Annotated in this window: 22 protein-coding genes and 1 tRNA gene; 13 read left to right on the forward strand and 10 right to left on the reverse strand. The window is 73.3% G+C overall.

Annotated features, from left to right (window positions below; all coding sequences use genetic code 11):
• The 3 genes from ACZ518_RS26800 to ACZ518_RS26810 form a co-directional block, all read left to right on the forward strand.
• Nucleotides 1-2,552, forward strand: a 2,552-nt coding sequence (locus ACZ518_RS26800) for a D-alanyl-D-alanine carboxypeptidase family protein (RefSeq protein WP_469115554.1), incomplete at its 5' end; no start/stop codon positions are given.
• 72 nt (nucleotides 2,553-2,624) lie between these two features.
• The gene (locus ACZ518_RS26805; protein WP_469115555.1) at nucleotides 2,625-4,427 is read left to right on the forward strand and encodes an MFS transporter; all 1,803 of its coding nucleotides are present in this window, start codon (nucleotides 2,625-2,627) and stop codon (nucleotides 4,425-4,427) included.
• A gap of 112 nt (nucleotides 4,428-4,539) precedes the next feature.
• The gene (locus ACZ518_RS26810; protein ID WP_469115556.1) at nucleotides 4,540-4,743 is read left to right on the forward strand and encodes a hypothetical protein; all 204 of its coding nucleotides are present in this window, start codon (nucleotides 4,540-4,542) and stop codon (nucleotides 4,741-4,743) included.
• A gap of 164 nt (nucleotides 4,744-4,907) precedes the next feature.
• On the opposite strand, the gene ACZ518_RS26815 is transcribed toward ACZ518_RS26810, so the two are convergent.
• Nucleotides 4,908-4,980 (reverse strand) — tRNA-Arg (locus ACZ518_RS26815).
• A gap of 146 nt (nucleotides 4,981-5,126) precedes the next feature.
• Between ACZ518_RS26815 and ACZ518_RS26820 the strand changes: the two genes are divergently transcribed.
• Complete coding sequence (locus ACZ518_RS26820) at nucleotides 5,127-6,371, forward strand: cytochrome P450 family protein (RefSeq protein WP_469115557.1); 1,245 nt, start codon at nucleotides 5,127-5,129, stop codon at nucleotides 6,369-6,371.
• Here ACZ518_RS26820 and ACZ518_RS26825 read toward each other — a convergent pair.
• The 3 genes from ACZ518_RS26825 to ACZ518_RS26835 form a co-directional block, all read right to left on the reverse strand.
• Nucleotides 6,325-7,296: an endonuclease/exonuclease/phosphatase family protein gene (locus ACZ518_RS26825; RefSeq protein WP_469115558.1), complete on the reverse strand. Its 972-nt coding sequence runs from the start codon at nucleotides 7,294-7,296 to the stop codon at nucleotides 6,325-6,327. The two genes, ACZ518_RS26820 and ACZ518_RS26825, sit on opposite strands and share 47 nt — an antisense overlap.
• 70 nt (nucleotides 7,297-7,366) lie before the next feature.
• Nucleotides 7,367-7,855 (reverse strand): RidA family protein, encoded by a 489-nt coding sequence (locus ACZ518_RS26830; protein WP_469115559.1) that lies wholly within the window; start codon nucleotides 7,853-7,855, stop codon nucleotides 7,367-7,369.
• 41 nt (nucleotides 7,856-7,896) lie between these two features.
• Nucleotides 7,897-9,174 carry a M6 family metalloprotease domain-containing protein gene (locus tag ACZ518_RS26835; RefSeq protein WP_469115560.1) on the reverse strand — a complete coding sequence of 426 codons (1,278 nt, stop codon included), beginning with the start codon at nucleotides 9,172-9,174 and terminating at the stop codon, nucleotides 7,897-7,899.
• Nucleotides 9,175-9,458: 284 nt separating this feature from the next.
• Here ACZ518_RS26835 and ACZ518_RS26840 point away from each other — a divergent pair, with 284 nt between their 5' ends.
• The 3 genes from ACZ518_RS26840 to ACZ518_RS26850 all read left to right on the forward strand — a co-directional run bounded on the left by ACZ518_RS26840 (nucleotide 9,459) and on the right by ACZ518_RS26850 (nucleotide 12,771).
• Nucleotides 9,459-10,199, forward strand: a complete 741-nt coding sequence (locus tag ACZ518_RS26840; protein ID WP_469115561.1) for a TetR/AcrR family transcriptional regulator — start codon at nucleotides 9,459-9,461, stop codon at nucleotides 10,197-10,199.
• 91 nt (nucleotides 10,200-10,290) lie between these two features.
• Nucleotides 10,291-11,832, forward strand: a complete 1,542-nt coding sequence (locus ACZ518_RS26845; protein ID WP_469115562.1) for an MFS transporter — start codon at nucleotides 10,291-10,293, stop codon at nucleotides 11,830-11,832.
• Nucleotides 11,833-11,964: 132 nt separating this feature from the next.
• Entirely contained in the window at nucleotides 11,965-12,771 is an 807-nt protein-coding gene (locus ACZ518_RS26850) for a dioxygenase family protein (RefSeq protein ID WP_469115748.1), read from the forward strand.
• On the opposite strand, the gene ACZ518_RS26855 is transcribed toward ACZ518_RS26850, so the two are convergent.
• Nucleotides 12,768-13,421, reverse strand: coding sequence for a Uma2 family endonuclease (locus ACZ518_RS26855; protein WP_469115563.1), 654 nt, complete (start codon nucleotides 13,419-13,421; stop codon nucleotides 12,768-12,770). The genes ACZ518_RS26850 and ACZ518_RS26855 overlap by 4 nt on opposite strands.
• Nucleotides 13,422-13,999: 578 nt before the next feature.
• Between ACZ518_RS26855 and ACZ518_RS26860 the strand changes: the two genes are divergently transcribed.
• Nucleotides 14,000-14,977, forward strand: a complete 978-nt coding sequence (locus ACZ518_RS26860) for a sigma-70 family RNA polymerase sigma factor (RefSeq protein ID WP_469115564.1) — start codon at nucleotides 14,000-14,002, stop codon at nucleotides 14,975-14,977.
• Nucleotides 14,978-15,120: 143 nt separating this feature from the next.
• Here ACZ518_RS26860 and ACZ518_RS26865 read toward each other — a convergent pair whose 3' ends face one another.
• Complete coding sequence (locus ACZ518_RS26865) at nucleotides 15,121-16,062, reverse strand: helix-turn-helix transcriptional regulator (RefSeq protein WP_469115565.1); 942 nt, start codon at nucleotides 16,060-16,062, stop codon at nucleotides 15,121-15,123.
• 62 nt (nucleotides 16,063-16,124) lie between these two features.
• Here ACZ518_RS26865 and ACZ518_RS26870 point away from each other — a divergent pair, with 62 nt between their 5' ends.
• Together ACZ518_RS26870 and pfkB are read left to right on the forward strand one after the other, a co-directional pair.
• Nucleotides 16,125-17,687 carry an MFS transporter gene (locus ACZ518_RS26870; RefSeq protein WP_469115566.1) on the forward strand — a complete coding sequence of 521 codons (1,563 nt, stop codon included), beginning with the start codon at nucleotides 16,125-16,127 and terminating at the stop codon, nucleotides 17,685-17,687.
• Nucleotides 17,688-17,838: 151 nt separating this feature from the next.
• Nucleotides 17,839-18,777 (forward strand): 1-phosphofructokinase, encoded by a 939-nt coding sequence (gene pfkB / locus ACZ518_RS26875; RefSeq protein WP_469115567.1) that lies wholly within the window; start codon nucleotides 17,839-17,841, stop codon nucleotides 18,775-18,777.
• A 55-nt stretch (nucleotides 18,778-18,832) separates the two neighbouring features.
• Here pfkB and ACZ518_RS26880 read toward each other — a convergent pair whose 3' ends face one another.
• The gene (locus ACZ518_RS26880) at nucleotides 18,833-19,633 is read right to left on the reverse strand and encodes a DUF6227 family protein (protein ID WP_469115568.1); all 801 of its coding nucleotides are present in this window, start codon (nucleotides 19,631-19,633) and stop codon (nucleotides 18,833-18,835) included.
• 192 nt (nucleotides 19,634-19,825) lie between these two features.
• Here ACZ518_RS26880 and ACZ518_RS26885 point away from each other — a divergent pair, with 192 nt between their 5' ends.
• On the forward strand, nucleotides 19,826-20,464 hold the full coding sequence (locus tag ACZ518_RS26885) for a vitamin K epoxide reductase family protein (protein ID WP_469115569.1): 639 nt from the start codon (nucleotides 19,826-19,828) through the stop codon (nucleotides 20,462-20,464).
• 136 nt (nucleotides 20,465-20,600) lie between these two features.
• Here the strand turns inward: ACZ518_RS26885 and ACZ518_RS26890 are convergent, their stop codons facing one another.
• A complete protein-coding gene (locus ACZ518_RS26890; RefSeq protein ID WP_469115570.1) occupies nucleotides 20,601-21,002 on the reverse strand; it encodes a rodlin in 402 nt (133 codons plus the stop codon).
• Nucleotides 21,003-21,284: 282 nt separating this feature from the next.
• Here ACZ518_RS26890 and ACZ518_RS26895 point away from each other — a divergent pair, with 282 nt between their 5' ends.
• A complete protein-coding gene (locus tag ACZ518_RS26895) occupies nucleotides 21,285-21,818 on the forward strand; it encodes a hypothetical protein (RefSeq protein ID WP_469115571.1) in 534 nt (177 codons plus the stop codon).
• Nucleotides 21,819-21,986: 168 nt separating this feature from the next.
• On the forward strand, nucleotides 21,987-22,229 hold the full coding sequence (locus ACZ518_RS26900; protein ID WP_469115572.1) for a chaplin: 243 nt from the start codon (nucleotides 21,987-21,989) through the stop codon (nucleotides 22,227-22,229).
• Between the two features lie 76 nt (nucleotides 22,230-22,305).
• On the opposite strand, the gene ACZ518_RS26905 is transcribed toward ACZ518_RS26900, so the two are convergent.
• Both ACZ518_RS26905 and ACZ518_RS26910 read right to left on the reverse strand, forming a co-directional pair.
• On the reverse strand, nucleotides 22,306-22,647 hold the full coding sequence (locus tag ACZ518_RS26905; protein ID WP_469115573.1) for a hypothetical protein: 342 nt from the start codon (nucleotides 22,645-22,647) through the stop codon (nucleotides 22,306-22,308).
• Nucleotides 22,648-22,824: 177 nt separating this feature from the next.
• Nucleotides 22,825-24,069 carry a chaplin gene (locus ACZ518_RS26910; RefSeq protein ID WP_469115574.1) on the reverse strand — a complete coding sequence of 415 codons (1,245 nt, stop codon included), beginning with the start codon at nucleotides 24,067-24,069 and terminating at the stop codon, nucleotides 22,825-22,827.
• Nucleotides 24,070-24,079 lie beyond the last annotated feature (10 nt).

Consider the following 24,079-nt stretch of genomic DNA (forward strand, 5'->3'; position numbering starts at 1 on the left):
GGGCCGACGCCGAGGGCGACGAGAAGCCGGCCGCGACTCCGGCCGCTGCCGACGGTGAGCGCACCGCCGTCTTCCGTACCGTGAAGCCGGGTTCCGCTTCGGCGGATGCCGAGAAGCCGGCCGGCAAGCCCGCCGCGAAGCCGTCCGCCGATGTGCGGACCACCGCGTTCGGCGTGGTGAAGCCGGACGCCGGGGCCGACGCCGAGGGCGACGAGAAGCCGGCCGCGACTCCGGCCGCTGCCGACGGTGAGCGCACCGCCGTCTTCCGTACCGTGAAGCCGGGTTCCGGTTCCGCGCCCGAAAAGCCGTCCGCGGACGCGGCGGACAAGCCCGCCGCGGACGGTGAGCGCACCGCCGTCTTCCGTGCGGTGAAGCCTGGTTCCGGTTCGGCCAAGCCCGGTTCCGGTTCGGGGGATGCCGAGAAGCCCGCCGACAAGCCTGCCGACAAGCCTGCCGACAAGCCGGCCGTGAAGCCGTCCGCCGACGTGCGGACCACCGCGTTCGGTGTCGCGACGTCCGAGCCCGCGCCGGAGGCCGACAAGCCCGCCCGGGACCCCCGTACGGCCGCCGCCGACAGCGAGCGCACCGCCGTCTTCCGTACCGTGAAGCCGGGTTCCGCTTCGGCGGACGCCGAGAAGCCGGCCGACAAGCCCGCCGAGAAGCCGTCCGCGAAGCCGTCCGCCGATGTGCGGACCACCGCGTTCGGTGTCGTGAAGCCGGACGCCGAGTCCGACGCCGAGGACTCCAAGGACTCCAAGGACTCCAAGAAGCCGGCCACGCCCCCGGCGGACTCCGACAGCGAGCGCACCGCCGTCTTCCGCGCCGTGAAGCCGGGTTCCGCTTCGCCCGACGCGGAGAAGGAGAAGCCGGCCGCGAAGCCCTCCGCCGACGTGCGGACCACCGCGTTCGGGGTGGTGAAGCAGGACTCCGCAGGCACCAAGGGTGCCGAGAAGCCCGGGAAGCCCGACGCGGCCAAGGCCGACAGCGCCAAGCCCGACGCGGCCAAGCCCGACGGCGCCAAGCCCGGCACCGCCCGGCCCGGCACGGACCGGCCCGGCGCGCCGGGGAAGCCCTCCCAGGACCCCCGCGCCGCAGGCTCCGGCGCCGCAGGCTCCGGCGCCGGTGAGAGCGACCGCCGCGTCAGCACCTTCGTACCGCTGCGCGGCGAGGGCGGGGCCGCCCCCGCCGCCAAGCCCCCGGTGAAGCCCGCCCCGCCGGCCCCGCCCCGGCTGGACCCCAGCGAGCGGACCACCCAGCAGCCGCTGCCGCCCCGGCCGCCGCTCGACATGCTGGCGGACCTCACCAACAACCCGCCCCCGCCGCCCACCCCGATGCGGAACGCGGTCCGGCGGGTCAAGATCTACGCGCCGCTCGTGCTGCTCCTGGTCGTCGTGATCTCCGTCGTGCAGCTGGTGCGCCCGCTGCCCGCGCCGAAGCTCAAGCTGACCGCGAAGGCCACGTACACCTTCCCCGGCGGGGCGCCGAACCTGCCCTGGCCGACCGAGGGCCAGGCCTCCATGGCCGCCGCCGGCCTCGGCACGATCGGCAGCTCCGGCGAGCAGAAGCCGGTGCCGATCGCGAGCGTCACGAAGTCGATGACGGCGTACATCATCATGCGCGACCACCCCTTCAAGAAGGGTGAGAAGGGCGCGATGATCGACGTCGACAAGACCGCCGAGACCGAGGGCCAGAAGGACAAGTCGGACAACGAGTCCACCCTCAACACGGTCAAGGAGGGCGACAAGATCTCCGAGTACGACGCGATCGCCGCCCTGATGATCCCGTCGGCCAACAACATCGCCCGGCTCCTCGCGCGCTGGGACTCCGGTTCCCAGGAGGCGTTCGTCAAGAAGATGAACGACACCGCCAAGGAACTCGGCATGACCAACACCACCTACACCGACCCCTCGGGCCTGGACGCCACCACCGTCAGCACCGCCGAGGACCAGGTGAAGCTGGGTCTGAAGATCGTCGAGATCCCGGCGCTCATCGACATCACCCGCATGCCGAGCTGGACCGACCAGACCGGCAAGCCCTGGCCGAACTGGAACCGCCTGGTTCCGTTCAACGACTCCCTCGGCATCAAGACCGGTACGACGACCAAGGCGGGCGGAAACCTCCTCTTCGCCGCTCAGAAGAAGGTCGGCGACACCAACCAGCTGCTCGTGGGCGCGGTCCTCGGCCAGCACAAGCCGCCGATCATCGACACCGTCATCGCCGCGAGCCGCTCGCTGCTGATCGCCACGCAGAAGGAGGTCCAGGGGGCGCCCGTCGTGAAGAAGGGCCAGGTCGTGGGCTACGTGGACGACGGGCTCGGCGGTCACACCCCGGTCGTCGCCACCGCCGACGTCCAGGCCGTCGGCTGGTCCTCGCTGACCGTGGACATCAAGCTCGGCGACGGCGGCACCGCGATCCCGGAGTCGGCGAAGGCCGGGACCCAGGTCGGCGTGCTGACCGTCGGCGACGGCGCCAGCCAGGTCAAGGTGCCGGTGGCGCTCCAGAGCGCGCTGGACACCCCGGGCTTCGGCAGCAAGCTGACCCGGATCGGCTGACGGCCGGCGGACGCGGCGCCCCGGGCAACCCCGGGGCGCCGCGCCGCGTCCAGGGAGTCGAACCGGGAGAGGGTGTCGTTCGTGACCACAGCCGAGCAGCAGCACGCGGGGGCGGCCGGGCAGCCGGAGCCGCCGCGGGGGCCCGGCGCGCCCGAGGGCCCGCACACCCGCCCGCCCGCCCGCACGCCCGGCTGGGCGCACCGGCACCCGGTGCTCGTGGCCACCGCCGCGGCGGCGGTCCTGCACGTCGTCTGGTTCTTCTGCTTCGCGAACAGCGGCGGGGACCTCGCCGCGCAGGACGCCTGGGCGGAGTTCGTCGGCCGGCACCCCGACACGGCGTACAACCTCGCCTGGTACGGGGGCATGCACCCGGTCTCGTACAGCGTCGTGTCCCCGTACGTGATGCACGTGCTCGGCGTCCGGACCACCATGATGATCGCCGGCACCGCCTCGGCCGGACTCCTCGCGCTGATCCTCACCCGCTGCCGCGGAGCCGTCCGGCGCCCCCTGTGGCCGGCCCTGGCCGGGGTCTACGGGCTGCTGTGCAACGCGCTGTCCGGCCGGGTCACCTTCGGGCTCGGCACCCTCTTCGCGCTCGGCGCGGTCGCCGCCGTGTTCTGCTGGCCCCGCAAGTGGGCCCGGCGGCGCTGGGCCAAGGCCGCCGTCGCGGCGCCGCTGGCCGGGCTGGCGACCGCCGCGAGCCCGGTGGCGGGGCTCTTCCTCGGGGTGGTCGCGGCCGCGCTGTTCCTGAGCCGGCGGCGGCCGGGCGCGTACGCCCTCGGGCTGGCCCCGGTGGCGGTCGTGGGGCTGTCGGCGTGGCTGTTCCCCTTCTCGGGGACGCAGCCGATGAAGATCGGTTCGGCCGGGCTGCCGTTCGTCTTCGGGCTGGCCGTCGCCCTCCTCGTGCCGAAGGCGTGGCGGACGGTCCGGGCCGCCGCCGCCGTGTACACCCTCGGGGTGTTCCTGACCTGGGCGATCGACTCCCAGGTCGGCTCGAACGTCACCCGGCTGGTCATGCTGTTCGGCGGGGCGGTGCTGCTCGCCGCCGTGCCGTACACGGCCCCGCGCACCCGGCACCGGTACGCGGTGCTGCTCGCCTTCGCCGGGCTCACCGCCTGGATCACCACCAACAGCGTCACCGACATCGTCCGCACCACCCCGGTGGCCGCCTGGAACCGCGAGCTGGCCCCGCTGGTCGACCAGCTCCAGAAGGCGGGCGCCGACCGCGGCCGGGTCGAGGTGGTCCCCGCCAGCAGTCACCGGGAGTCCTCGGCCTTCCCCTCGTACGTGAACCTCGCGCGCGGCTGGAACCGGCAGGCCGACCTGGAGCGCAATCCGCTCTTCTACGACGACACCCTCACCGCCGAGAGCTACCGGGCCTGGCTGGAGCGCTGGGCCGTGCACTACGTGGTGCTGCCCGCCGACAAGCCCGACTCGGGCGGGGAGGCCGAGGCGGAGCTCGTGCGCGGGGGCCTGCCGTACCTGAGCCAGGTGTGGGGCGACGCGAACTGGCGGCTGTTCCGCGTGGACGCCCCGGCGAGCCTGGTCTCGGGCCCCGCGAAGGTGGTCCGGGCGGGCGCGGACCAGCTGGTGGTGGAGGTTTCCGCGCCCGGCCGGGTGCTGGTGCGGATCCCGCACTCCCCGTGGCTGGGGCTGGTGGACGGCGCGGGCAGGCCGGTGGCGCCGCCGCGGGACGCGAACACGTCCGGGTGCCTGTTCAAGGCGGCCCCGGACGCCGCCGGGGACGTGTGGACGGAGCTGCTGGCCCCGGCCCCGGGCGAGTACCGGGTCTCGGCGAAGTACCAGCTCCCGCGCGGTACGCCGTGCCCGGAACAGCTGATCCAGCAGGCCACGGGCCTTCCCCGGCGCCCCTGACCCGTCCTCCCCGCGCCGGATTCTTTACGTCCGTCCCGGGTGCATTCGCCCGCATATCTGCATACGATCCCAGTAATCCGATTGGGTGCTTCCCGAGGGAGTTGACGACGGGATGAGCAAAGAGCAGAAGCAGGACGTCCGGACGGCGATCGAGAAGGCGGCGGAGCAGCTCCAGGCGCCACGGGCGCAGGGCCACGGCTTCGAGGGCCCGGTCCGCAGCAAGGTGAAGGGCGGCGCCCACACCAAGGCGGCCCTCAAGCGCGCCGGCACCCCGCAGGGCGACCGGATCGGCGAGCGGAGCCCCGGCCTCAGCTGACGGGCGTCCACCGTCCCCAGTCACGACACGAGCGGCCCTCCCGGCAAGCCCGGGAGGGCCTCACGGCTCACGCACCCGCGCCGGGACCGGATCGGCCTTCCTCCCGCCCGACGCCAGAGGGGCATCACCTGCCGGAATCGGCAGGTGATGCCCCTCTGTACCCGTGCCCCCGGCAGGATTCGAACCTGCGACACCCGCTTTAGGAGAGCGGTGCTCTATCCCCTGAGCTACGAAGGCGGGACTGCCTGGCCCGACCCGGTATCGCGGGCCGGTCTTCGGCTGACCGCTGAACAGCCTAGCGGATCGTGGTGCGCGGGTGCCGCCTCTTAACCTGGTTCCATGATCCGGCGCGTGCGGGGCCGCCGGCGAGGGGTGGGGGAATCATGGCCGGAGTCGTTGAAGAGGGTGTTCTGCCGCAGCCGTTCGGGGACGGGTTCCGGGCCGATCCGTACGCCGTCTACGCGGAGTTGCGCGAGCGGGGGTCCGTGCACCGGGTGGCGCTGCCCGACGGGTCGGAGGTGTGGCTGGTCACGCACGAGGCCGATGTGCGCCGGGGACTCGCCGATCCGCGGCTGTCGGTGGACAAGAAGCACGCCGGGAACGGCTTCAAGGGCTTCGCACTGCCCCCGGCGCTCGACGCCAACCTGCTCAACATGGACGGCGACGACCACCTGCGGCTGCGGCGGCTGGTCGCGCAGGGGTTCACGCCCCGGCACGTCGAGGGGATGCGCACGTCGATCCAGGCCGCCGTGGACCTGTTCGCCGGCCGGCTCGCCGCGCGGGCCGAGGAGGACGGCACGGCCGACGTGGTCGCCGAGTTCGCCAGGCCGCTGCCGCTGAAGGTCATCGGGGACCTCTTCGCCGTCCCGGAGGCGGACCGCGAGCGGTTCTCCGGGTGGATCCTGACCATGCTCGACCCGGCCGGCCGCGAGGAACTCGCCCGTGCCGTCGGGGAGATCCACCGGTTCTTCACCGGACTCGTCGCCGCGCGGCGCGCCGCGCCCGGCGAGGACGTCCTGTCCGGGCTGATCGCCGCCCGCGACCTGGACGACCGGCTGAGCGAGGACGAACTCGTCTCGCTCGCCTTCCTGATCCTGATGGTCGGCAGCGAGAACGTCCAGCACCTCATCGCCAACGGGCTGTTCACCCTGCTCGCCCATCCCGCGCAGGCGGAACTGCTGCGGCAGCGGCCCGAACTCCTCCCCGACGCCGTCGAGGAACTGCTGCGCCACTCCCTCGCCAGCCACACCGCCATCCGCCGCTTCCCCACCGAGCCCGTCGAGATCGGCGGCGTACGCATCCCCGCGGGAGACACCGTGCTCCTCTCGCTCGGCTCCGCCCACCGCGACCCCGCCCGGTACCCGGAGCCGGACCGCTTCGACGTCACCCGCACCGACAAGGCACACCTCGCGCTCGGGCACGGGCTCCACTACTGCCTCGGCGCGCCCCTGGCCCGCACGCAGCTCACCCTCGGCCTCGGCGCCCTGCTGCACCGGCTGCCGGGCCTGCGACTCGCCGTGCCGGCCGCCGACTTGGAGTGGACCACCACCTTCAGGTTCCACGCCCTGCGCGCGCTGCCGGTCAGTACCGCAGCGACGCCGCCACCGGCAGGTGGTCGCTCGCGGTAGCGGGCAGGGTCCACGCCGAGACCGGGGTCAGCCCGCCCCGCAGCAGGATCTGGTCGATCCGCGCGACCGGGAACCGGGCCGGCCAGCTGAGGCCGAAGCCGGCGCCCGCCTCCTCCTGGGCGGCGGTGAAGCCCCGCGTCACCGCGGCGAGCGCACTGTCGTCGGTGGTGCCGTTGAAGTCCCCGACCAGCAGGGTCCGCCCGCCCGGCCCCTCCCGCAGCCGGGCGGCGAGGTTGCGGGCGGCCTCGTCCCGGCGGTCCGTGGCGAAGCCGCCGGTGCCCAGCCGGACGGAGGGCAGGTGGGCCACGTACACGGTGACGGGCCCCTTCGGGGTCTCGGCGGTGGCGCGCAGCAGGAGCCGCCACGGCACGATCGGCGTGCCGCCCGCGTCGCGCAGCGGGAAGGTGCTCCACAGCCCGACCGTGCCCTGCACCACGTGGTACGGGTGGCTCGCGGCCAGCTCCCGCTCGTACGAGTCCAGCGCGGGCCGCGTCAGCTCCTCCAGGGCGATCAGCTGCGCCCCCGACGCGGCGACGGCGCGGGCGGTGCCCGCCGGGTCGGGGTTGGCGTCGTCCACGTTGTGGGTGACGACGGTGAGGTCGGCCGGGCCGCCCCGCGAGCCGTCGCCCAGGGCGGGCCCGTACGACCACCCCCAGGCCAGGGCCGGCAGCAGTACGGCGGCGAGCGCGCCCCGGGATCGGCGCAGCAGGGCGGCGGCGAGCAGGACGGGGACCGCGAGCCCGGTCCAGGGCAGGAAGGTCTGTACGAGGCTGCGGGGGTTGCCGCTCGCCGGGCCGCCGGGCAGCCAGGGATGTGCCACCAGCAGCAGGGCGGTCAGGACGGCGAGGGCCGCGACCACGCTCCCGCGGGGAGGGCGGAGCCGGGCCGCGGCTCCCTGGCGGCGGGGTGTCACGTACGGGGTCATGCCCCTGGTGACGCGCCCGGCGGGCCGGAGGTTCTGAAGCCCTGCCCGGGCCCCCGCCCGGCGGGGGCCCTCACACCCCCATCGGCGCGTGCAGCTCCACGGTGATCTCGACCTCGACCGGGGCGTCCAGCGGCAGCACCGCCACCCCGACCGCGCTCCGGGCGTGGATGCCCGCGTCGCCGAAGGCGGTGCCGAGCAGTTCGCTCGCGCCGTTGACCACGCCCGGCTGGCCGGTGAATTCGGGGGCGCTCGCCACGAAGCCGACCACCTTCACCACCCGCTTCACGGCCGACAGGTCCCCGGCGACGGAGGCCACGGCGGCGAGGGCGTTCAGCGCGCACTGCCGCGCCAGTTCCTTGCCCTGTTCCGGGGTGACCCCGGCGCCCACCTTGCCGGTGACCGGCAGCGCCCCTCCGGTCATGGGCAGCTGGCCGGAGGTGTGGACGTAGTGCCCGCTCACCACCGCCGGTACGTAGACGGCGACGGGCGCGGGGGCGGGCGGGAGTTCCAGCCCGGCCGCCGCCAGGCGTTCCTCGGGGGTCGTGGGGGTCGCGGTCACGGAGGTCTCCTCAGGGCAGGCGGTGGGGGCGGGAGAAGGGGTCAGGGCCGGGTCACGCGCACCTGGTAGCGGCCGCCCGTGAGCTCGCCCACCACGGCGATGCGGATGCCAGCCTTCTCGTCGGTGAAGGTCTCGCCCGGCCGGAACGGCGCGTCCGACAGCTCGGCGTGCACGTTGGGCCGCCGGGTGCAGCCGCCGCTGCCGGTCGCGCTGTCCGAGACGGTGACCGGCCCGCGCCCGGTGTCCACGTCCGAGTCGACCTTGTAGATGAGCACCCCGGGCTTGCAGACGGCCTCGTCGTTCCCGGCGCGGGTGCGGACCTCCACCGCGTAGCCGGAGCTCTCGGAGAGGGGGACGAAGGCCAGCTTCGTGCCGCCCTCGACGGCCAGCGGGCTCAGGACGTGGTCGCTGCTGCCGGAGGTGGAGGCGCAGCTGACCTGGCCGCTGTCGAGCCAGCCCAGCTTCCACTTGTGCCAGCCGAGGAGGTCGTTGTTGGCGCCCCAGTCCTCGCTCATGATGTCCCAGTGGCCGACCGTGCCGCCGCCGTCGGCGGTGTACAGGTCGGGCAGTCCGAAGACGTGCCCGTTCTCGTGGGGGAGCACCCGGTAGCCGGTCTCCCGGTAGGAGCCGGAGCCGTCGTCCTGGCGGCTGTAGATGAAGGACGTGTTCGCGAGCGGGACCCCGTCGGCCATGGGTGCCTCCCCGTTGCCGGAGAAGGTGACCGACAGGACGGTGTCCAGTGCGGACGGTCCGGCGTTCGGGGTGACCAGGATGTTGACCAGGTCGTACCGGCTGAAGTCGACCTCGGCGTCGGCGGCCTTCGCGATGTGCTCGACGAGCTGCCGGTAGCCCGGCTCGTACGGGGACCCGCGCTCGATCCCGTACGCCGCGAACGGCATCGGCATCCGCAGCCAGTCCCGCACCGGTGACTCGGCGCGGTAGCTGAGGCGGCCGTAGGAGCTGGTGCGGAACCAGTCGGAGGTCTGGGGGAAGAACTCCGCCAGCCGGTCCATGGCCGTGCCCTCGCCCTTGGCGTCCGGGAAGTCGATCATCAGGTTCAGTGCGCGGACCTCGCCGGTGGAGCGGGAGTACCCGGGCGGGGTCGGCAGGCCCTCCGACATCTGGACGCCCATGGTCCCGGCGATCCGGCACGGTGCCAGTACGGATTCGGCGCTGGTGGCGACCGGGCCGGAGGCCGAGTGGCCGCGGCCGGATATGCCGCCGCTGGCGGTGGCGGTGACGCCCAGGGCCAGTGCGGTGAGGCCGATGAAGGCGCTGGTGCGACAGGGTCTGCGTATCCGGCGGCGGGTCTGCGGCATGGAGATCGCCTTCGGTCCGCGGCAGCCGGCCGGGTCCGGACTGCTCTCTGTGGGCTCACCCTCTGACGATTGCGACACGCCCGCGCGTCGAAAGCCTCCAAATGTGATCCGACCGGGGCAAAAGCCCCTCTTGAGAGTGTGGCGCGGCTCACACTGTCGAGTGAAATAACCGGGGACTGGATCCCCGTTTGAACGAGAGTCCCACGAAGCGGGGACCGGCTCCCCGGTTAGGGCGGGCCGTACGAACGGATCCGCCGGATCCCGCGCCCCAGGAAGGCCCCGGAATGAAGAGCCCCGCCCGCACCCCGGCGGCCGCACCCCGAGCTGCCGTGGACCTCGCCGGACCCGGAGCCTGCGCCGCGGCCGGCCCGGCCGCGGCCGGCCCAGTGGCGCCCGGCCGGGCCCCGAAGCCCCGCGCCGACGCCGTGCGCAACCGGGAGCGGATCCTGGTGGCTGCGCGCGAGATGTTCGTGGAGTCCGGGTCGGAAGCCCCCCTCGACGAGATCGCCCGCAGGGCCGGCGTCGGGAACGCCACCCTCTACCGGCACTTCCCCGACCGGGCCACCCTCGTCCACCACGTGGTGCTCTACGTGATGGACCGGGTCACCGCCCTGGCCGAGGACGCGCTCGCCGAGGAGCCGGACGCCTTCGCGGCGCTCTGCCGCTTCACGCACGGCGCGGCCGACGAGCGGATCGGCGCCCTGTGCCCGATGCTCGCGGAGGGCTTCGACCACGAACACCCCGAACTCCTCGCCGCCCGAGCGGCGTTGGAGACGGCCGTGGACGGCCTGGTCGGCGCCGGCCAGAGCGGGGGCCTGCTGCGCCCCGACATCGGCGTCGGCGACCTGATGGTCGCGCTGTCCCAGCTCAGCCGCCCCCTGCCGGGGACCGACTGTCTCGGCGTGGAGCGGTTCGTCCACCGCCACCTCCAGCTCTTCCTGGACGGCCTGCGGGCCCCGGCCCGGTCCGAACTGCCCGGAACGGCGGCCACGTTGGAGGACCTCAGGCGCATGCCCCAGGCCTGAAGAACCAGACTTCTCAGACTTTCCGTAATTTCCAGACTTTCCAGACTTTCCGTAATTTTTCAGTCATCCGCACAGTGAAGTGGGTACCCCCATGCCGAAAACAGCCGCGACCGCCCCACCGGCCGCCGTCGATCCCAGCCGGTGGAAGGCCCTGGTCTTCATCGCCCTGGCGCAGCTGATGGTCGTCCTCGACGCGACCATCGTGAACATCGCCCTCCCCTCCGCCCAGACCGACCTCGGCATCTCGGACGGAAACCGCCAGTGGGTCATCACCGCGTACGCACTGGCCTTCGGCGGACTGCTCCTCTTCGGCGGCCGCATCGCCGACAAGTGGGGCCGCAAGAACGCCTTCGTCATCGGCCTGATCGGCTTCGCCCTGGCCTCCGCCCTCGGCGGCGCCGCGACCGGTGAGGCCATGATGCTGGGCGCCCGCGCCCTCCAGGGCGCCTTCGGCGCGCTGCTCGCCCCGGCCGCGCTCTCCCTGCTCGCGGTCACCTTCACCGACGCCAAGGAGCGCGCCAAGGCCTTCGGCATCTACGGCGCGATCGCGGGCGGCGGCGGCGCCGTCGGCCTGATCCTCGGCGGCTTCCTCACCGAGTACCTCAACTGGCGCTGGACCTTCTTCGTCAACATCCCCTTCGCGGTCGTCGCGGCCGTCGGTGCCTGGCTGGTCGTCCGCGAGCCGGCCGGCTCCCGCAACAGCGCACGCCTCGACGTGCCCGGCGTGATCCTCTCGACCCTGGGCCTGGTCGCCCTCGTGTACGGCTTCACCCGCGCCGAGTCAGCCGGCTGGTCGGACGCGGTCACCGTGGCCATGTTCGCCGGCTCGGCGCTGCTCCTCGCGGCCTTCGTGTTCGTCGAGTCCAGGGTGAAGTCCCCGCTGCTGCCGCTGCGCGTCCTGCTGGAGCGCAACCGCGGCGGTGTCTACCTCTCGCTGGGCCTGGCCGTCATCTCGATGTTCGGCCTGTTCCTCTTCCTCACCTACTACCTCCAGGTCGTGAAGGGCTTCTCGCCCGTCAAGACCGGCTTCGCCTTCCTGCCGATGATCGCGGGCATGATCACGGGCTCCACCCAGATCGGCGCCCGCCTGATGACCCGGGTCGCCCCGCGCCTGCTGATGGGCCCCGGCTTCCTGCTCGCCGGTGCCGGCATGCTGATGCTGACCCAGCTGGAGGTCGGCTCCTCCTACCCGGCGCTGATCCTGCCGGCGCAGCTGCTGCTGGGCCTCGGCATGGGCACGGCCTTCATGCCGGCCATGTCCCTGTCCACGTACGGGGTCGACCCGGCCGACGCCGGCGTGGCCTCGGCCATGGTCAACACCTCGCAGCAGGTGGGCGGCGCGATCGGCACCGCCCTGCTGAACACCATCGCCGCCTCCGCGACCACCGCCTACCTGACCGACCACGCGGCCGAGGCCGCGGCGGGCGGCCCGGCCGGGAAGCTGGTGCAGGCGCAGGCCATGGTCGAGGGCTACTCGTCCGCGATCTGGTGGGCCGTCGGCATCCTCGTCGCCAGCGCGGCCATCGCGTTCACGCTGATCAACACCGGCCGTCCGGGCCCCTCCGGCCCGGTCGCCTCCGGCTCGGGCACCGGCGAGGACGCCGAGATCAAGGTTCCGGTGATCGCCCACTGACGGGGCCGCGCCCCGTGCGGGAATGACTGGGGACCCCGCCTCGTTCAAATTTGAACGAGGCGGGGCCGGTCTTTTCCCGGCACCCCGCACCGACGACCGAGGAGCGCTCCCGTGACCACCGAGACCCCCCGCATGCCGGCGCTGTACCTCAGCCACGGGGCCCCGCCGCTCGCCGACGACGCGCTCTGGCCGGCCGAGCTCGCCGCCTGGTCCGCGGGACTGCCCAGGCCGCGCTCGATCCTGATGGTCTCCGCCCACTGGGAGGAAGCCCCGCTGGCGCTCGGCGCCGTCGAGCCCGTCCCGCTCGTCCACGACTTCTGGGGCTTCCCCGAGCACTACTACCGGGTGCGTTACGACGCCCCGGGCGCCCCGGAACTCGCCGCCTCGGTCCGCGCCCTGCTGAAGGCGCCCGGCACCCCGGTCCAGGACGTCCCGGACCGCGGCCTGGACCACGGCGCGTACGTCCCGCTCGTCGAGATGTACCCGGAGGCCGACATACCGGTCCTCCAGATCTCCCTGCCCACGCTGGACCCGGCCCGGCTGATGGACATCGGCCGCAAGCTCGCCCCGCTGCGCGACGAGGGCGTCCTGATCGTCGGCAGCGGCTTCTTCACCCACAACCTGGCCGCGCTGCGCCACACCGGGCCTGGGGGTACCCCCAGCGGTAGCCGGGGGAGAGTGCCCGGCTGGTCGGCCGAGTTCGACGACTGGGGCCGCGAGGCGCTGGCCGCGCAGGACGTCGACGCCCTGCTCGACTTCGAGGCCAAGTCCCCGGCGGGCCGCCTGGCCCACCCCCGCACGGAACACTTCGCCCCGCTCTTCGTCACCCTCGGGGCGGCCGGACCCGACCTCGCCGCCCAGCACACCCCGGTGGACGGCTTCTGGATGGGCCTGTCGAAGCGCTCCGTCCAGTTCGGCGCGGGCCTTCCCGCGGCTTAGGGGACGCGGGCCGGCCCGGTGATCGGCTCGCCGATCACGAAGCCCCGGGCCGGCCCCTCGGGCACGGCCACTCCGGTCCCGTACGGCGCCCGCACCTCGCAGGCGTACCGCGCCTCGTCGGGCACGGGGCCGGTCAGCACGCTGACCGTGCCGTGGCCGTCGTAGTCGTCGACGATCACGTACACCGGGATCCCGGCCCGGGCGTACGCGCGGCGCTTGCGGACCCGGTCCCGTGCGACGTCCTGCGGTCCCGGGGCGACGACCTCGGCGACCAGTGGCACGCTCGACGCCTTGATCCCGAGCTCCCCCCGGGCGGCGTGCCCGGTGAGGTCGTCCGGCGCGAGGAGCACGTCCGGCGCCCAGGCCTGGTAGCCGCCGACCACGTACATCGCCATGTAGGGGGCGTACGGGCCCCCCTCCAGGTGGGCGGCCAGGCCGGACCGCAGCCGGTTCGCGGTGAGCGCGTGCGTGAACGGCCGCCCCACCCGCCACATCTCGATCAGCCCCTCCACGATCTCGACGCGGAAGGTCTCGGGCGGGTCGATGGCCTGCCAGGCCCGCCAGAGGGCCTTGTCGAGCTCGGGGTCTGGGTCGGGACCGGCGCTCGTCGGCGCCGCGGTGCGGGACGGCCGCGGGATGTGTGCGATCACTCCCGGCACGCTACGGCCGGAATGTGGCATGCCGACGGAATATGCCCGCGCTTCACCCGGACGAGGGCCGAATCACCCGGACGGACGCACGTCCGACGCACGCGCGTCCACGGCCCGGCCGTCATGGGGGGTGCGGGTGAGGTGTGGGCGCCTCTTCGAGGTGATATGTGCCGTTTGTCGCGCTTCCAGCGGTTCGATCGCCGGTCCAGGCAACCAGGAGCCGGTGCGGCCCGTCTTCAGGGTGGGAGCGCGCCCGCGGGCGGCGCCGCCCCGGGCTCGAACCGGGGGGTGCCGGATGTGACGGCGGTCTCACCGGCGCCGTCGCCGTACGGCTCCGGGAGCACCTCCGGACCGGCCGCCAGGACCTGTCTGACCTGCGCGTTCCCGGGTTCTCGCAGGAGGCCTCCACCCTCGGTTCCGGGGGGTGGCGGGGCAGGATACTGCAAGATCTCGGAAAAGGGAGACCGGCGTGGGAATTCTGTCCCGATTCCAGTCGTTGTTTCCTTTCGGAAGCGGGCACTCGGAAGAGTGTCCGAGGACGCACCGCGACCGATTCATCGCATCGCAAGGGAGCACGCATGGCAACCCGCGCCGTCGCCCGTCGTCAGTCCACGAGCAGCGCCCGCGCTGCGGGCGGGGAGATCGTCGACCGTGACCTGGTCGGCATGTACCTCGACGAGATCGCGCGCACCCCGCTGCTCGACGCCGCCAGGGAAGTGGAGCTCTCGCAGATCATCGAGGCGGGCGTGTACGCCCGGCAGCTCCTCGACGGCGAGATGGAGCGCGACGGGGAGATGCCCGCCCGCGAGGAACTGGAAGCCCTGGCCGCCGAAGGCGAGCGCGCCAAGGAAGTCTTCATCCGGTCCAACCTCCGCCTGGTCGTGGCCGTCGCCCGCCGCTACCCGCGCAGCGGCCTGCCCCTGCTCGACCTCATCCAGGAGGGCAACGCCGGCCTGGTCCGCGCCGTCGAGAAGTTCGACTACGCCAAGGGCTTCAAGTTCTCCACGTACGCCACGTGGTGGATCCGCCAGGCCATCACCCGTTCCATCGCGGACCAGTCCCGCACCATCCGCCTCCCCGTCCACCTCGTGGAGGAGCTCGGCCGGATCCGCCGGATCCAGCGCGAGTTCAACCGGGAGCACGGCCGCGACCCCGAGCACGCCGAGATCGCCGCCGAGCTCGACTCCACCGAGAAGCGCGTGGGCGACGTCCTGGACTGGGCGCGCGACCCGGTCAGCCTCAACATGTCGGTCGACGACGAGGGCGACACCCAGTTCGGCGACCTGCTGGAGGACACCTCCGCGATCTCGCCCGAGCAGTCCGTGCTCTCCCTGCTGCGCAGCGAGGAGCTGGAGGACCTCCTCGGCAAGCTCGACCAGCGCACGGCCTCCATCATCAAGATGCGCTACGGCATCGAGGACGGCCGCGAGCGGACCCTGACCGAGGTCGGCAAGCAGCACGGCCTGACCCGCGAGCGGATCCGCCAGATCGAGAAGCACGCCCTGCTGGAGCTCAAGCGCATGGCCCGCGACACCGGCTTCGACGCGGTGGCCTGACCGGCCACCGCCCGCCGCCCGCGCTCCCGCCCCCGAACGAGCCCCGGTGCCACCCCCCCCCGGCGCCGGGGCTCCCCCTGCCCGGGCACCCCGGCCGGCAGGCCTGGGCACCCCCGCGGCCGGCCCGATCCGGAAGAGACGGCCTAGACCCCCGCCCGGGCCAGCCGCGCGCCCAGCGCCCCGGCCGCCTCCGCCAGGAACTCCGGCCCGCGCACCGTGAACTCCAGCCCCGTCAGCGCGATCCGGGCCGCCAGCCACTCCGGCGCGTCCCCGCTCTCGAAGCGCACCCGCGCCCCGTCCGCCTCCGCGGCGGCCGCCTCGCGCAGCCACGCCGGCAGCTCCTCCGGCGGCGCGGCGAAGGACACGTCGACCGGGTACGTCCGCTCACCCCGCAGCGCGCGCCGGACGAACTCGGCCGCCTCCATCGGCAGCGTGCGCGGGACGAACCGGGCCCCCGTCGCGAAGGGCTCGCTCACCCGGTCCACCCGGAAGGTGCGCCAGTCCTCCCGCTCCAGGTCGTAGGCGACGAGATACCAGCGGCTCCCGGTGCTCACCAGCCGGTACGGCTCCACCAGCCGGCGCGAGTCCACCCCGTCCCGCGCCCGGTACGCGAACCGCAGCCGCTCCGGCCCCGCCACCGCCCCGGCCATCGTCGTCAGCGTCCGCGGGTCCACGCTCGGCCCGTCGCCCCGGGTCACCGCGACCGTCGCCGACTGCAGGGCGCCCACCCGGTGCCGCAGCCGGGCCGGCAGCACCTGCTCCAGCTTCGCCAGGGCGCGTACGGAGGCCTCCTCGACCCCCTCGATGGCGTGCCCGGCCCCCACCCGCAGCCCCACGGCGATCGCCACGGCCTCCTCGTCGTCGAGCAGCAGCGGCGGCATCGCCGCCCCCGCCACCAGCCGGTACCCGCCGTCGGTGCCCAGCGTGGCCTCCACCGGGTACCCCAGCTCCCGCAGCCGTTCGATGTCCCGCCGGATGGTCCGCGGGCTCACCCCCAGCCGGTCCGCCAGCTCGCTGCCCGGCCACTCGCGCGGGGTCTGGAGCAGGGACAGCAGGGTGAGCAGCCGGGCGGGGGTGGTGTTCATAGGTCAAGATTGCCAGGTAAATAGGACACGTCCTGGCCTAGATCCCGTCTAGGTTTCTCTCCATGAGCACCGAGACGTCCATGGCATCGCCCGAAAGAGAGAACGGGCCCATACGAGAAGAGCGGAACGCACCCGCCGAAGCGGCACCCGCACCAGACGCCCCCGGCGACCCCGCCGCCACCCCGGCCGACCGCCGCCGCTGGCTGGCGCTCGCCATCGTGATGACCGCGTCCTTCATGGACCTGGTCGACGTCACGATCGTCAACATCGCGATACCCAGCATGCGCCAGGACTTCGGCGCCTCGACCAGCGCGATCCAGTGGATCACCGCCGGCTACGCGCTCGCCTTCGCCGCCGGCCTGATCACCGGCGGCCGTCTCGGTGACATCTACGGCCGCAAGCGCCTCTTCCTCGCCGGCGTCGCCGGCTTCACCATCGCCTCGCTGCTCTGCGGCATCGCGCCCGACCCGTCCATGCTCGTCGCCTCCCGCCTCCTCCAGGGCGCCATGGCGGCCCTGATGGTCCCGCAGGTCCTCGCGATCATCCACGTCACCTTCCCGCAGCACGAACGCGGCAAGGTCTTCGGCATGTTCGGCGCGATCGTCGGACTCGGCGCGGTCTCGGGGCCGATGCTCGGCGCGCTGCTCACCGAGTGGGACCTCTACGGCCTCGAATGGCGCACGATCTTCCTGATCAACCTGCCCGTCGGCATCGCCGCGGTGATCATGGGCCGCAAGTTCATCTCCGAGTCCAAGGCCCCCAAGGCCCTGCGCCTGGACCTCGTCGGCGTCGTCCTCGCCACGCTCGCGCTGGTCATGCTGATCTACCCGCTCACCCAGGGCCGGGAGAACGACTGGCCGCTGTGGGGCTTCATCTGCATGATCGCGTCGCCGGTCGTCTTCGCCGTCTTCATCGGCTACGAGAAGTACAAGATCAAGAAGGACGGCTCCCCGCTCGTCGAGCTCTCCCTCTTCCGGATCAAGAGCTTCGCCGGCGGCATCACGGTCCAGCTGGCCTTCGGCCTGGCGACCGGCATCTTCTTCCTGGTCTGGACGCTGTACATGCAGATGGGCCTCGGCTGGACCCCGCTGCACGCCGGCAGCACCGGCATCCCCTTCTCCATCGCCGTCTCCGTCGCCGCCGGCATCTCGGTCGAGAAGCTCGTCCCGCGCTTCGGCCGCAAGGTGCTCCAGGCCGGTGCGCTGGTCATGGCCGCGGGCCTGCTCCTCTACATCTGGGAGTCCGAGCGCTACGGCATGGACATCACCTCCTGGCAGATGGCCGCCCCGCTGATCGTGATGGGCATCGGCATGGGCCTGATCGTCGCCCCGCTGAACGACACCATCCTGTCCCAGGTGCCGCGCGAGCACGCCGGCTCGGCGTCCGGCCTGATCAACACCACCGGCCAGATGGGCAACGCGCTCGGCCTCGCGCTGACCTCCGTCGTCTTCTTCGGCTCCATCGAGGACGACCGGATCTTCGGCGTGCCGTACGCCGAGGCCTTCCGCGGCGCCTTGTGGTGGGTCGTGGCGGTCCTCGTCGTGATCTTCGCGGTGATGTTCGTGCTGCCGCGTCGGCAGATCCCGATGTCGGAGCGCGAGGGGGCCGTCGAGGGCGCCCACTGACAGCCCCCGGCTCCGGCCGGGAAGTGCGGACATACCCGCTCCACTGAGCGGGTATGTCCGTTTTTCTTTGTTTTCCACCGGTTTTCTGCATAGGGTGGGGAGAAGCGGCAGCATCCGGTATTGAACGGACACGAATCCACAGGCGGCTCGCATGATCCTCACGGTCACCCCCAACCCCTCCCTCGACCGGACCTACGAGGTCCCCTCGCTGGATCGCGGTGCGGTGCTCCGGGCCGCGGGGGAGCGGGTCGACCCCGGCGGCAAGGGGGTCAACGTCTCCCGGGCCGTCGCGGCGGCGGGCGGCTCCACCACGGCGGTCCTCCCGCTGGGCGGCTCCGCCGGCACCCTGCTCCTGGAGCTGCTGACCGCCGAGGGCGTGGACGTCACCGCCGTCTCCATCGCCGGGCTGACCCGCTCCAACATCGCCGTCGTGGAACCGGACGGCACCCTCACGAAGATCAACGCGGCGGGCCCGGAGCTCTCCGCCCAGGAGTCGGACCTCCTGCTCGACACCGTCCGCGGCTCGGCCGGAGCCGACTGGATCGCCTGCTGCGGCAGCCTGCCGCCCGGCCTGGAGCGCGGCTGGTACGCCGAACTCGTCACCCGCGCCCGGGAAGCCGGCGCCCGCGTCGCCCTGGACACCTCCGGCCCCGCCCTGGCGGCGGCCCTGCCCGCCCGCCCCGACGTCGTCAAGCCGAACGCCGCCGAGCTCGCCGAAGCCGTGGGCCGCCCGCTGGCCACCCTCGGCGACGCCGTCAAGGCCGCCGAGGAACTGGTCGGACGCGGCGCCGGCGCGGTACTGGCCTCCCTCGGCGCACACGGGCAGCTCCTGGTCACCGCCGACGGCGCCCACCACGGCACGGCGCCGGTCGCGGCGGTCCGCAGCGACGTCGGAGCCGGCGACGCCGCCCTCGCCGGCTTCCTGACCGCCGGGGGCACCGGCACCGCCGCCCTCGCCTCGGCCCTCGCCCACGGCGCGGCCGCCGTACAGCTGCCGGGCAGCGTCATGCCCGGCCCGGCGGACCTGCGCCCCGAGGCCGTCCGCATCACCCGGGACCTGCCGCTGGACCTCCCGCTGTCCGCCGGCTGACGGCGACCGGCGGCCGCCGGCTGACGGCCACCGCGGCCGCCGGCCGGCGGCGGCGTCAGCGGACCTTGGCCCGCAGCTCCATCGCCCCGCGCGCGGCGGCCTCGCTGTCGTAGACCTCGCACATGTGCCGCCCGTCCGGAGTCGCCGTGTGCTCGACCTCCCACAGGCTGAACTCGCTCCCGTCCAGCAGCACGAAGGCGTGTTCGTACAGGCTGAAACCGGCGTCCCGCCCGTCCGCCAGGCACTGCCGGCCGCCGAACGCCTGCGTGATGTGGTGCGCGTACGCCGAGCGCAGCAGCACCGCCACCGCCTCACCGGGCCGGTCGGCGTTCTCCGCGCGGCGCAGCACCCGCCGGGCGTGGTCGGCGGACTGCTCCACCGTGTACTCGCGGCGGCGCTGCTGCGGCGACGGGGCCGCGAACAGTGCGCTCAGCACCGCCAGATCGCCCTCCAGCCCCTCGCTCCCGTCCCCGTCCCCGTTCCCGTCCCCGTCGCCCGGGCCGTGCGCCTCGGACAGCACCGGCTCCGCGGGGGACTCGCCGAACAGCCGGGCCACCGCCAGCCCCAGTTCGGCCTTGCTCTCGAACACCTCGTACCGGGTGTTGCGGTGGCCCCCGAGCCGGTAGGCCAGCTCCCACAGGGAGGCCGCGCCCCCGTCGGGCAGCAGGTAGGTGTGCCGGTGGGTCTCCCGCCACAGCCCCGCCGACGGGCTGTGGTGGGTGGTGTACAGCGAAGAGCTGTGGGCGAGCGCCGTGCCGAGGCGCTCGACCAACCTGTCCGGCAGGTCGAAGGAGTTGAGGGCGCGGCCCAGGAGTCGCTCGAGGTGCGCCTCGGTTGTCTCGTACGGATCGCTCAAGGTGGGTCTCCAGGCCGTCGCTGCTTGTCACTTCGCGGAAGCACAACGTAGCCCCTGGTGCTGACATCACGTCCGGGATTCGGTAAAACGTCCGGGAAGCATCAGGGGTTCCCGCCACACCTTCAGGTCAAGTTGGGTACGGATGGCCCGGGTTCGCGGCGGTCCGTCGCATTGCGCGGGAGCATGGGCGGTATGGCAACGAACACAGTGGGTGTCCCCCGCCAGCAGGGCCGCCCCCGCATCCGCCCCGAGGGCGAACCGGGCGCCTCCCGGGGGCTGGCCTGGCTGCTGGTGGTCACCGGGGCGGCCGGGCTGCTCGCCTCCTGGGTGATCACCCTGGACAAGTTCCTCCTGCTGGAGGACCCGGACTTCAAGCCCGCCTGCAGTCTGAACCCCGTGGTGTCCTGCGGCAGCGTCATGCAGAGCGAGCAGGCCTCCGCCTTCGGCTTCCCCAACCCGATGCTCGGGCTGGCCGGTTACGCCGTCGTCGTCTGCGTCGGCGCGGGCCTGCTGGCCGGCGCCCGCTACCGGGGCTGGTTCTGGCTGGGACTGAACGCCGGGACGCTCTTCGGTACCGGCTTCTGCGCCTGGCTGATGGTCCAGTCGCTGTACGAGATCAACGCCCTGTGCCTGTGGTGCTGCCTGGCGTGGGTGGCGACCCTGCTGATGTTCTGGGCGGTCACCGCCCGCAACGTCCGCACCGGCGACCTGCCCGTGCCCGGGCCGCTGCGGGGGCTGTTCACCGATTTCGCCTGGGCGCCGCCCGCCCTGCACACCGGGGTGATCGGGATGCTGGTCCTGACCCGCTGGTGGGACTTCTGGACGGGCTGACCGGAGCGGACGGGGGCGTACGCGGAAGAGGGCCCCGGCGGCTGGTCGCCGCCGGGGCCCTCTTCACTTCGTCACTTCGTCACTTCGCTCCACGGGCACCGGTGGGCCCTGACCGGAAGGGGTCGAGCAGAGGAGGTCAGCTGCCGACGGAGCCGTTGCCGGAGAGGATCGGGATGTTGCTCAGGATGTGGGAGAGCGGCTCGTCGCCCTTGGCCTGGGTGGAGTTCTCGGTGCACTGCTGGTTCTGCGGGTTGGACAGGACGTTGATGTCCTGGACGCCGATGTTGAGCGCGGCGAGGATCGACTGGGCGTTGACCTTCGCGGGCAGGCCGATGCAGGGCTTGTTGAGGGAGCCCTGGACCAGGCTGAGCTGGGGGCTCATGTCGCCGGTCGTCTTCTGGTTGCCGTAGATCTGCTGGGCACCGTTGCCGTTGACCGTGTTGATCCCGTTGTCGTTGCCGATGGCCATGGCCGGAGCGGCGCCCGCGCCGACGGCGGCAGCGGTGACCGCGGCGGCGGCCATGATCTTCTTGAGCATCATTGATCCTTTTGTCGCACGAGTGCCCGCTTGTGGAGCGCCCTGATCAACCGGCCCTCCGGGAGGTTGGTTCCGCTCCTTCACTCGAACGGCCCGTCCGGGGCGGGGATTTCCCCGGTGAGGGTGAGGCTGCTGCGGACGCCTGCGCGAAGCCCGTACGCAGCCCCCAGGGGCCGGCCCCTCCGGCCAAGATCGTGTTGCGCTCCGTAGAAGGGGTGCGCACGGTGGGTGAGGAGACGGATTGTTCCCGTCCGTTTACGCGACCACCCGAAGGAAGCCCCCATGCGCACGAAGCCGTCCCGCCTCCGCGTCCTCGTCCCGTCGGCCCTCGCCGTCGTCATACTGTCCGGCGCGGCCGCCCCCGCGGTGGCCGCCGACGGCGGCGGCGCCGCAGCAGCCGTCGAAGAGCGGGCGGCCGTCGTGCAGGAGCGGATCGAACGGGTCGAGGAGGCCAAGCAGGCCGCCCCCGACCAGGTCGCCGCCGGCCCGATCGATGACCTCCTCGCGAGCCTGAGCAAGACCCTGGGGGACCTGCTGGGCTCCCTCTCGGGTCTGCTGGGCGGAGTGAAGCTGCCGCCGATCGAGCTGCCGAAGCTCCCTGAGATCAAGCTCCCGGAGATCAAACTGCCGGAACTGCCCGGGGTGACCCTCCCGCCGGTCAACCTCCCGGAGCTCCCGGCGGTGCCGGCCGTCCCGGCCGTCCCGGCGGTGCCGGCGGCGCCGGCCACTCCCGCGCTGCCGGCCACCGGGGTGATCCCCGAGCTGCCCGACATCCCGGATGTGCCCGACATCCCCGACATTCCCATCCGCAGGTAGACGGGGCCCGGCGGAGGCCGAGCGGCGGCAATGGTTACGACTATTGGGCTGAACAGGTCTGGTTCGGGTCTTCTTCGGCTCAAGGCCGTGTCGTCGGGGAAGCTGGACCGTTTCGCTTCCTGTGAGCCCCGGATCGGGGCAGGACATCGAAGAGAAGGTGCACTTCCCATGAACACTGCTGCCAAGAAGGCCGCTGTGGCCCTGGCCTCCGCTGGTCTCGCCGTCGCCGGTGCCGCCGGTGCCGCCTCCGCCGACTCCGCGGCCGAGGGCGCGGCCGTGGGCTCCCCCGGTGTCCTCTCGGGCAACCTGGTCCAGGTCCCCGTCCACATCCCGGTCAACGTCTGCGGCAACTCCGTGAACATCATCGGCGCGCTGAACCCCGCGTTCGGCAACGTCTGCATCAACGACTGACGTACATCGGTCCGCACCACACGACTGTGGGCGCCCCCGGCATCGCCGGGGGCGCCCACAGTCGTTCCCGGGCTGCTCAGTGCTGGCCGCCGTTGAGCTGAACGCCGCCGAGCAGCGGGGAGACCTTGGTCGCCCCGTTCGCCAGGCCCAGCACCTCGCCGGGGGCGTTGTTGCGGATCTTGTTGACGCCCTGGGCGGTGCCGACGACCTTGTTGACGGTGTCGCCCTGCTCGGCGAGGGCCATGCCCAGGGTCTCGGGGGTCGAGGCGACGACCGGCTCGACGGCGCTCAGCGCCGTGTTCCATCCGGCCGACAGGCTCATGGGGACGGCGGGCGCGTCCGCCGCGAAGGCGGGGGCCGCCGCTCCGAGCGCGGCGACGGAGCCGGCGACGACAGCGGCGGCCTTGGAGAGCTTCATTATCGAAAATCCTCTTCTATTCGTGGACAGAGGTGCCAGCGGCGACCGTCGCGCCGCTTTCGACCTGGGTAACGATTACCGGCGGCTGCGGAAACGCGGGGCCGGGCGCACGGCAGCGGCCGGAGAATCCGATGGGATTCTCCGGCCGGTATTTCTTCTGATTACCGGTATTCCCGGTCAGTCGATACGGGACCTGCGGTACAGAATCGCGCCGCCGAGGATCAGGGCCGAGGCGAGGGCCGCCATGGCCGAGACCTCGCCGGCTCCGGTGGCCGCCAGCTCGGGCGCGGTCGCCCGGGCCGGAGCCGGGACGGGGGCCGGCGGTGCCGCTTCGGGAGCCGGGGCCGGAGCGGGAGCGGGAGCGGGAGCCGGGGGCAGGTGCACCGGAAGGTCGCCCGCCGGGGCCGCCGGGGGCTGGTCCGCCGGGCGGACGACCTCCGGGACGGGGTGCGGCGCGGGCTCGGGCCGCTGCGGCTGGCTGCCGTGGGGCGGACGCGGCGCCGGAAGCTCCGCGGCGGGGGCCGGGGCGGGCTGCGGGACGGGCGCCGGGAGGGTGTGGGGCTGCTCCTCGGGCCGCGGGACCTCCTGGACCGGAGCCGGGGTCTCGGCCTGCGGGGGCTGCGGCGGGGGAGCCGGGGCCGGGGCGGGCTGGGGCGCGGGCTGCGGGGCGGGTACCGGGGCGGGGGCCGGCGCCGGCGTCGGGGCGGGGGCCGGATGCTCCGCCGCGGGTCCGGGCTTCGGCTTGGGGGCGGGCCGCGGCTCGGGCTTGGGCTTCGGGTGCTGCGGTGCCGGGGCGGGGGGTGCCGGGTGGGGTGCCGGGTGCTCCGCGCGCGGGGGCTGCGGCGGGTGGTCGTCGCACTCCTCCGCGCCCTGGGCGGAGCCGCCCCCGCCGTAGCCGCCCTCGTCGCCGCCGTCCTGGTGGTGCCGGGGGGCGGGGGGTTCGTGGCGGGGCGCCTCGTGGCGGGGCGCCTCGTGGCGCGGTGCGGCGTGCTTGGGGGCGTGCGCGCGGGGTTCCCCGTACCCGCGCTCCTCCTCGTGGCGCTGGCGGGGCAGCGCGTGCCGGCCGCCCTGCTGCTCGTCGAGGTAGCGCTCGAAGGCCGCGCGGTGCTCGGGGCTCAGGTAGCGCTCGTAGTCGCGGCCGCCGTCGTCGCCGGCGTGGGATCCGGTGGAGCTGACGCAGGTGTTCCCCATCGCGGGGTTGAGGGCAGCACCCCCGTCCACGCTGTTGCCGCACACGTTCGGTGTGACCGTGATCGGTACCGAGACGCTGTTGCCGGACAGCACACCCGGCGAATGCGAGGCCTCCGCCATCGCCCCTGGATACGCGCAGGCCGCGCCGGTCGCGATCGACAGCAGGCTCGATGCGGCCGCAGCGGTGAGCACCCCCTTGCCCAGTACCTGTCGGCTCAGTACCTGTCGCATGGGTCCTTCC

It is taken from the genome of Streptomyces sp. NPDC033966 (assembly GCF_055575955.1).